General features: G+C 68.4%; 2 protein-coding genes and 1 pseudogene. All 3 read left to right on the forward strand.

Features of this window, described 5'->3' with window-relative positions; genetic code table 11:
- Window positions 1–122 precede the first annotated feature (122 nt).
- On the forward strand, window positions 123–1,466 hold the full coding sequence (locus tag ENSA7_RS20850) for a class I SAM-dependent rRNA methyltransferase (protein ID WP_106091074.1): 1,344 nt from the start codon (window positions 123–125) through the stop codon (window positions 1,464–1,466).
- Window positions 1,467–1,529: 63 nt separating this feature from the next.
- Window positions 1,530–2,663 (forward strand): type IV pilus twitching motility protein PilT, encoded by a 1,134-nt coding sequence (locus tag ENSA7_RS20855; RefSeq protein WP_106091075.1) that lies wholly within the window; start codon window positions 1,530–1,532, stop codon window positions 2,661–2,663.
- Window positions 2,664–2,752: 89 nt separating this feature from the next.
- Window positions 2,753–2,938, forward strand: a pseudogene (locus ENSA7_RS43980) (hypothetical protein); the annotation flags it as partial.

Here is a 2,938-nt window from a genome sequence, read left to right on the forward strand (position 1 = left end):
GTGGCGCTCAGCGACGCAGGAGAGAAGCCGCATCGCGTGCGTGAGCACGCGGCGAAACCGAGGTTACACGGGGCGCCGGTGGTCGTCGACGCGTGTCCCCAAACCGCCTATCCTGCCCAGCCATGAGCGTCGAGAAAAAGCGCAAGGTGCGCGAAGCCCGACCGCCCGAGAGCGGCGGCCGGGAGCTGAAGCGCGGCCACGCAGGCGCTCGCCAAGGCACGGGAAAAGGCCGACCTCGAAAGCCCGACAGCGCCTTTCGTCCGCGTGTACGTCAGCGGGGAGCCAAGCTCACCGAGGCTGCTGCACGTTGGATCCGGGCTGGACATCCGTGGGTGTTTCGCGAGGCCCTGCTGCGGCCGCTCGAGGGTATCGCTCCAGGTGCCATGGTCGCGGTCGCGGACCCCGAGGGTAACCACCTCGGTCATGCGCTGTACGAGCCCGAGGGCGCCGTGGTCCTGCGAATGCTCGCGCGCGAGCTCGACTTCGACTGGAACGCCGAGGTCATGCTCGCCCGCCTGCGCGCTGCGATGACCCACCGGGCCCGCTACGTGGAAGCGGGGTTCGCGGGCGCGGCCCGCCTGGTCCACGCCGACGCCGACGGCTTCCCGGGGATCGCGGTCGATCGCTACGGCGACTTCTTGCTGATCTACAAGTACGCGAGCGCGGCCGACAGCTACCTCGATCGGCTGATCCCGCTGCTCGAGCAGGTCCACCAGCCCGCCGGGATCTACCTGCAAGATCGCACCCGCGCCGTCGCAGCCGAGGACAGCCACAAGCGCCCGCCGGCCACGCACATGACGGGCAAGACCGCGCCGCCCGAGCTCGAGGTCGAAGAAGACGGCCTGAAGTTTCTCGTCGACGTGACCGCCCCGGTGTCACCCGGGCTGTTTCTGGATCTGCGCGAGGGTCGGCGCCTGGTCGAGAAGATCGCGGCCGGGCGCACGGTGCTGAACCTGTTCTCGTTCACGGGGGCGCTGGCCCTGCGCGCAGTTCGTGGCGGGGCGAAGGACGTGACCAACATCGACGCAGCCGCGCGCTCGCACGCGCGCTGTCGCCAGAACCTGGCCGCGTCGGGGCTCGATCCCGAGGCCTGCGAGGCGCTGACGGGCGACGTGTTCAAGCACCTCGAGCGATTTCGCCAGCGAGACCGTCGCTTCGATCTGGTCGTCGTCGATCCGCCGCCGTTCTCGACCGTCAAGGGCTCCACCTTCTCGGCCCTCGACGACTGGAACCAGCTCGCCGAGGCGATCGCCCACGTCGTCGCCCCAGCCGGTGAAGTGCTCGCGGTCGCCAACGCGGCCTCGCTCACCGAAGAGGAGTTCCTGGGCGCCGTCGGCGAGGGCAGCCTGTCGGCGGGCCGAAACGCGCGCGTCATCGCAGAGTGCGGGCTCCCGCCCGACTTCCCGGTGCTCGCGGCGTTCCCCGAGGGCAAGTACCTCAAGGTCAAGCTGCTCTCGCTCTCTTAAAGAGAGGCGCGGTATTAATAGCCCCCTGGCCGCGCTAGTGGGGTATTAACTCCCCCAGCTCCCATGAACGAGATTTTCGATCGTGTGTTGTTGGCGGCGCGCAAGCTTGGCGCCTCAGATGTCCACCTCAAGGTCGGTCGCCCGCCGATCTTCCGCATCCGCGGACAGCTGCGCACGCTCAAGGATGTGCCGGCCATGAACAGCGACGTGATCGAGACCTTCGCGGTCAACATCATGGCGCAGCGGCAGCACCAGATCTTCATGGAGAACTGCGAGGTCGACCTCGCCTACGGGACCGAGGACGGCTACCGCTACCGCGTCAACGTGTTTCGCCAGCGCGGGACCACGGGCATGGTCATGCGGATCATCCCCTCGCAGATCCCCTCGTTCGAGCGGCTCAACTTGCCGCAGCGCGTGCGTGATCTCGGCGATGAGCAGCGCGGGCTGGTGTTGGTCACGGGCATCACTGGATCGGGCAAGTCGACGACGCTGGCGAGCTTGCTCGAGGTCGTGAACATCACCCGCCCGGCGCACATCGTGACGATCGAAGATCCGATCGAGTACGTGTTCGAGGACAAGCGGGCGATCGTGAACCAGCGCGAGCTGGGGTTCGACACGATGGGCTTCGAGGGCGCGCTGCGCTCGGCCCTGCGCCAGGATCCCGACGTGATCCTGGTCGGCGAGATGCGGGACCACGTCACGATCAAGACGGTCATGCACGGGGCCGAGACCGGCCACCTGGTGTTCTCGACCTTGCACACGGTCGACGCCACGGAGACCGTGAACCGGATCGTGCAGATGTTCCCACGCGAGGAGCAGACGGCGATCCGCCTCAACCTGGCTGCGATCTTGCGCGGGGTGGTGTCGCAGCGCTTGCTGCCGCGGGCCGACGGGCGCGGCATGATCCCGGCGGTCGAGATCCTGATCAACACGCCTCGCGTGCAAGAGATGATCGCCGATCCGTCGCGCACCCACGAGCTGGTCGACGCGATCCGCGAGGGCGCCAACCCCTACGGCATGGTGACCTTCGATCAGTCGTTGATGAACCTGGTCCGGCGCAAGCTCGTCACCTACGAGGTCGCGCTGGCAGCGAGCACGACCCCCGCAGACTTCGAGCTCGCGTTTCGCGGGGTCATGGGCGGGACCGCGGAAGAGCGGCCCCGCGCCGATGACGACATCGAGTTCGATCTGGAGTAGCCGGGGCACACCCGGCGTCCGGGTTGACCGGGTCGCGGCTGCCGTGGGACCGTCGGTGCATGACGTTGCATCGCGCTGGAGCTGTGGTTGTGAGCCTGTTGGGGTTGGTGCTCGCCGGCTGTGGCGGCGACGATGCGGCGTCCGGCAGCGGCACCGAGGAGACAGGGACCGCGGGAGACGGTGATGGCGACGGCGACGGGCCGGACGGCGGCAGCTCGAGCGCCACGACCGGGGACGGCGACGGGGACGGGGACGGGGATCCGGGTGACGGGGAC

It is taken from the genome of Enhygromyxa salina (assembly GCF_002994635.1).
Taxonomy (GTDB): Bacteria; Myxococcota_A; Polyangia; order Nannocystales; family Nannocystaceae; genus Plesiocystis; species Plesiocystis salina_B.